Genomic DNA, 5639 nt, shown 5'->3' on the forward strand with positions numbered 1-5639 from the left:
TCCAGGTGGCCAGCCAGGCGTCCTGCGGCCGGCCGATGAGCAGCAGGACGGGCGGGCACTGGAAGATCTCGTCCTTGATCTGCCGGCACACGCCCATGCCGCCGGCGGGCACCGCCTCGCCGTCGAGCACGCAGGCGTCGATGCCGCCGCGCTCCAGCTCCGCCAACACCGCGGGGAACGTGGCGCACTCGACGTACGCCACCGGGGGCAGATCCGCCGCGGGCCGGCGGCCGGCGGCGAGCCGGACCTGCTCGCGCGTGTTCGCGTCGTCGCTGTAGACCAGTACGTTGACCGGTGCTGCGGCCGTCGACTCCATGGTTCCTCCGGTGGTTCTCGGGCACCGCTCTCACGGCGGAGCCTACTCCGACCGGGGGGCGGCGGTGCAGTCCAGGGCCCTCTCCCGGGCCTTGACACTCCGAACGGCACCCCCCGGAGTGAGGCGGGGATAAGGGACCGACATAATGTCGGACGTGGCGACAGCAACAGCAGCAGTAGAGACCGGGCACGCGCACCCGTCGGTCAACCGGCCGAACCTCACCAGCGTCGGAACCATCATCTGGCTGAGTTCCGAGCTGATGTTCTTCGCGGCCCTCTTCGCGATGTACTTCACCCTGCGGTCGGTGATGGGTGCGGACTACTGGAGGGAACAGGCCGACACCCTCAACGTTCCCTTCGCGCTCGGCAACACCACGATCCTGGTGCTCTCCTCCCTCACCTGCCAGCTCGGCGTGTTCGCCGCCGAGCGCGGTGACGTGAAGAAGCTGCGCATGTGGTTCACGGTGACCTTCATCATGGGTGCCGTCTTCATCGGCGGGCAGGTCACCGAGTACGTGGAGCTGGTGCACGAGGGCATCTCGCTCTCCTCCGGCCCGTACGGCTCGGCGTTCTATCTGACCACCGGCTTCCACGGACTGCACGTGACGGGCGGCCTGATCGCCTTCCTGCTGATCCTGGGGCGCACCTACGCGGCCAGACGGTTCACCCACCAGCAGGCGACCGCCGCGATCGTGGTGTCCTACTACTGGCACTTCGTGGACGTGGTCTGGATCGGCCTCTTCGCCACGATCTACTTGATCAAGTAACCGGCCGGGGAGCCGGCACCGAGAAGCACACCGACGCTGAAGATCCTGATACCGGGGTAATCCGTGAAAAAGCTCTCCGCACGACGGCGCCATCCGCTGGCGGCGCTTGTCGTCCTACTCATTGCGCTGGCGGCCACCGGGGGGCTGTACGCCACTTTCGCGCCCACGGGCAAGGCACAGGCCGAAGAGACCAGTCAGTCCCTCGCCGTGGAGGAGGGGCAGAAGATCTTCCGGGTCGGCTGCGCGTCCTGCCACGGCACCGGCGGCCAGGGCTCCAGCGACGGGCCCAGCCTCGTGGGCGTCGGCGCGGCGGCGGTGGACTTCCAGGTCTCCACGGGCCGGATGCCCCTGCAGCAGCAGGGCGTCCAGGCGCCGAAGAAGCCGAACATCTACACCCAGAAGGAGATCGACCAGCTCGCCGCGTACGTCGCCTCCCTGGGCCCCGGCCCGGCGGTCCCCGAGGAGAGCCAGTACGACCCGGCGGGCGGCGACGTCGCCCGCGGCGGTGACCTGTTCCGCACCAACTGCGCGCAGTGCCACAACTTCACCGGCAAGGGCGGTGCGCTGACGGACGGCAAGTACGCGCCGAACATCGACGGCGTCGACCCGAAGCACATGTACGAGGCCATGCAGACCGGCCCGCAGAACATGCCGTCCTTCCCCGACAAACTGCTGACGACCACGGACAAGCAGGACATCATCGCCTACCTCGACGAGGTCGGGGGCGACGAGGCCGAGTCGCCGGGCGGCTTCAGCCTCGGTGGCCTCGGCCCGGTGAGCGAGGGTCTGTTCGCCTGGGTCTTCGGGCTCGGGGCCCTCGTCGTCCTGACGATCTGGATCACCGCCCGGAGTGCAAAGGCCAGGAAGTCATGAGTAGCCAGGCTGGATCTGAGAACGAGAACAACGGCGAGCACCTGCCGACCGTCCGGGAGGGCGAGGACGGCGGGGGCGTCGCGGTCGAGGAGCGCGACCCGTTCGCCAACCCCGGCCTGCCGCCGCACGAGCCGCGCAAGCAGGACATCGACGAGCGGGCCGCCAAGCGCTCCGAGCGCACCGTGTCGCTGCTCTTCACGGTGTCGATGCTGGCGACGGTCGCCTTCATCGCCGCGTTCGTCGCGATCGACGTCGACGAGATCGTCTACATCTTCCCGCTCGGCCACGTCAGCGCGCTGAACTTCGCCCTCGGCGTCACCCTGGGCATCGCGCTCTTCACCATCGGCGCCGGCGCCATCCACTGGTCCCGCACGCTGATGTCGGACGTGGAGGTCATCCAGGAGCGGCACCCGATCGCCGCCACGGAAGAGACCGAGGCCATCAGCAAGGCCGACTGGCGGCAGGGCACCGAGGAATCGGCGATCGGCAGCCGCAAGATCATCCGGCGGACCATGCTCGGCGCGCTCACGCTCGTGCCGCTCGCCGGCGTCGTACTGCTGCGCGACCTCGGCCCGCTGCCCGGCACCAAGCTGCGCGAGACCCTCTGGGCCAAGGGCAAGCTGCTCATCAACATGAACACCGACGAGCCGCTGCGCCCCGAGGACATCACCGTCGGCTCGCTCTCCTTCGCCAAGCCCGAGGGGCTGAAGGAAGGCGACCACAGCTTCAACAACGAAATCGCCAAGGCGGCCCTGATGCTCGTCCGGATCCACCCGGGCGACATCAAGGACCGGAAGTCGGCGGACTGGGGACACGAGGGCATCCTGGCCTACTCCAAGATCTGCACGCACGTAGGCTGCCCCGTCAGCCTGTACGAGCAGCAGACGCACCACGTGCTGTGCCCGTGCCACCAGTCGACGTTCGACCTGTCCGACGGCGCGCGCGTGCTCTTCGGCCCGGCGGGGCACCCCCTGCCGCAGCTGCGGATCACGGTCAATGACGAGGGCTATCTGTACGCGCTCGGCGACTTCGACGAGCCGGTCGGCCCGAGCTTCTGGGAGCGCGGATGAGCACCACCACGACACACACACGCCGCAACCCGCCCAGCAGAGGCGAGCGGATCGCCGACTGGACGGACGCCCGGCTCGGCCTGCACGGCGCCGGCCGCAAGAACATCCGGAAGATCTTCCCCGATCACTGGTCGTTCCTGCTCGGCGAGATCGCCATGTACACCTTCCTGATCGTGCTGCTGACCGGCGTGTACCTGACGCTGTTCTTCAAGCCGAGCATGGCGGAGATGACGTACCACGGGTCGTACGCGCCGATGAACGGCGTGATGATGACCGAGGCGTACGCCTCCACGCTGGACATCAGCTTCGACGTCCGCGGCGGGCTGCTCGTCCGGCAGATCCACCACTGGTCCGCGCTGATCTTCATTGCGGCCATGGCGACGCACATGATGCGCGTCTTCTTCACCGGCGCGTTCCGCAAGCCGCGCGAGGTCAACTGGCTCTTCGGCTTCACGCTGCTGGTCCTCGGCTGCGTCGCCGGCTTCACCGGCTACTCGCTGCCCGACGACCTGCTCTCCGGCACCGGCGTCCGCTTCATGGAGGGCGCCACGCTGGCCACCCCGGTGATCGGCACATATCTGGCGTTCTTCCTCTGGGGCGGTGAGTTCCCAGGGACGGACATCATTCCGAGATTCTTCGCGGTGCACGTGCTCCTGGTGCCCGGGATCATGCTGGGGCTCTTCCTCATCCACCTGATCCTGATCTTCTACCACAAGCACACCCAGTTCGCGGGCGCCGGCAAGACCAACGACAACGTCGTGGGCGCCCCCTTCATGCCGGTGTACGTGGCGAAGGCGGGCGGGTTCTTCTTCCTCGTCTTCGGCGTGGTCACGCTGCTCGCGGGGATGTTCACGATCAACCCGGTCTGGGATCTCGGACCCTACCGACCAGATCTGGTCTCCACCGGAGCCCAACCGGACTGGTATATGGGCTGGACCGAGGGCCTGATCCGGTTCATGCCAGGGTGGGAATGGGTCATCCCGGGCGGATACACGATCAACTTCGGGGTGTTCATCCCCCTGATGATCGTGGGCGTCGTCCCGACCGTGATGGTCGCCTACCCGTTCTTCGAGTCCTGGGTCACCGGCGACCGCCGCGAGCACCACATCCTGGACCGCCCGCGCAACGTGCCGACCCGTACCGGCTTCGGTGTGGCCTGGCTGACCTGGGTGTTCGTGCTCCTGATGGCCGGCGGCAACGACCTGTGGGCCACGCACTTCCACCTCTCGATCGAAGCGATCACCTGGTTCGTGCGGATCGCCTTCTTCGTCGCCCCGGTGCTGGCCTTCTGGATCACCCGGCGCATCTGCCTCGGGCTCCAGCGGCGGGACCGCGAGAAGGTCCTGCACGGCCGCGAGACGGGCATCATCAAGCGGCTGCCGCACGGCGAGTTCATCGAGGTGCACGAGCCGCTGCCGCAGGAGCAGATGCACGTCCTCACGTCGCACGACCAGCACACTCCGCTGGAGCTGGGCCCGACGGTCGACGACAACGGAGTGGTGCGCAAGCAGAGCCCGGTGGAGAAGCTGCGGGTCAAGCTGTCGCAGGGCTACTACGGCGAGGCCGGCCAGATCCCGAAGCCGACCCGGCACGAGTACGAGGAGATCACCAGCGGGCACGGGCACCACTAGGGCGCCTGTCCACCGTCGAACGATCGCCGCAGGGGTCCCCGTCCAGCAGTTGGACGGGGGCCCTTCGGCGTATTCTGCGCTCGATAGGCTGACGCCCGACAACTGAGACGACCCGCGGGGACGGTGTGCCATGAGCGTGCAGACGGCAGCAGGAGGCGACAGCCCGGCGGCGCGTTCCTGGCCGGACGTCATCAGCGCGCTGATCTCCGGCCAGGACCTGGGCGCCGAGGACACCGCCTGGGCCATGGACCAGATCATGTCGGGCACCGCGAGCAACGCGCAGATCGCCGGGTTCGCGGTCGCCCTGCGCGCCAAGGGCGAGACGGTCGCGGAGATCTCCGGCCTGGTGCGCACGATGTACGAGCACGCCAACACCATCGACGTACCCGGCCCGACGGTGGACGTCGTGGGCACCGGCGGCGACCGGGCCCGTACGGTCAACATCTCCACCATGTCCGCGATCGTCGTCGCCGGGACCGGCGCGAAGGTCGTCAAGCACGGCAACCGGGCCGCGTCCTCCGCCTCCGGCGCCTCCGACGTGCTGGAGAAGCTGGGGGTCAACCTCGACCTCGGCCCCGGGCGGGTCGCCGAGGTCGCGGAGGAGGCGGGCATCACGTTCTGCTTCGCGGTGAAGTTCCACCCCGCGATGCGGCACGTCGCGCAGACCCGCAAGGAGCTGGGCGTCAGCACCCCGTTCAACTTCCTCGGCCCGCTCACCAACCCGGCCCGGGTCGGGGCGCAGGCCACCGGCGTCGCGGACGCCCGGATGGCGCCGATCATGGCCGGGGTGCTGGCCGAGCGCGGCACCTCGGCGCTCGTCTTCCGCGGCGACGACGGGCTGGACGAGCTGACGACGACGGCCACGTCCCAGGTGTGGACGGTGCGCGGCGGCGCGGTGCGGCAGGAGAGCTTCGACCCGCGGGACGTGGGCATCGAGCTGGTGCCCGTGGAGGCGCTGCGGGGCGCCGACGCCTCGTACAACG

The 5639-nt window shown here is 68.7% G+C and carries 6 protein-coding genes; 5 read left to right on the forward strand and 1 reads right to left on the reverse strand.

The features are described 5' to 3' along the window. Nucleotides 1–316, reverse strand: a 316-nt coding sequence (locus tag H5J30_RS15660) for a response regulator transcription factor (protein WP_181788048.1), incomplete at its 3' end; no start/stop codon positions are given. Nucleotides 317–461: 145 nt separating this feature from the next. Here H5J30_RS15660 and ctaE point away from each other — a divergent pair. The 5 genes from ctaE to trpD all read left to right on the forward strand — a co-directional run. Further along, complete coding sequence (ctaE, locus tag H5J30_RS15665) at nucleotides 462–1082, forward strand: aa3-type cytochrome oxidase subunit III (protein ID WP_181788049.1); 621 nt, start codon at nucleotides 462–464, stop codon at nucleotides 1080–1082. Between the two features lie 63 nt (nucleotides 1083–1145). Continuing rightward, a complete protein-coding gene (qcrC, locus tag H5J30_RS15670; protein ID WP_181788050.1) occupies nucleotides 1146–1955 on the forward strand; it encodes a cytochrome bc1 complex diheme cytochrome c subunit in 810 nt (269 codons plus the stop codon). After that, entirely contained in the window at nucleotides 1952–3025 is a 1074-nt protein-coding gene (gene qcrA, locus H5J30_RS15675; RefSeq protein ID WP_181788051.1) for a cytochrome bc1 complex Rieske iron-sulfur subunit, read from the forward strand. The genes qcrC and qcrA overlap by 4 nt, the downstream gene beginning before the upstream one ends. Next, complete coding sequence (gene qcrB / locus H5J30_RS15680; RefSeq protein ID WP_181788052.1) at nucleotides 3022–4656, forward strand: cytochrome bc1 complex cytochrome b subunit; 1635 nt, start codon at nucleotides 3022–3024, stop codon at nucleotides 4654–4656. Before qcrA ends, qcrB begins: the two co-directional genes overlap by 4 nt. Before the next feature lie 130 nt (nucleotides 4657–4786). Beyond that, nucleotides 4787–5639: anthranilate phosphoribosyltransferase (trpD, locus tag H5J30_RS15685; protein ID WP_181788053.1), on the forward strand; the 853-nt coding region annotated here is incomplete at its 3' end.

The organism is Streptomyces phytophilus (genome assembly GCF_013870535.1).
GTDB classification, from domain to species: Bacteria; Actinomycetota; Actinomycetes; order Streptomycetales; family Streptomycetaceae; genus Streptomyces; species Streptomyces phytophilus.

Coding starts and splice junctions, on each gene's coding strand:
- ctaE (WP_181788049.1), top strand. CDS start 462: ATGTCGGACGTGGCGACAGCAACAGCAGCAGTAGAGACCGGGCACGCG.
- qcrB (WP_181788052.1), top strand. CDS start 3,022: ATGAGCACCACCACGACACACACACGCCGCAACCCGCCCAGCAGAGGC.
- qcrA (WP_181788051.1), top strand. CDS start 1,952: ATGAGTAGCCAGGCTGGATCTGAGAACGAGAACAACGGCGAGCACCTG.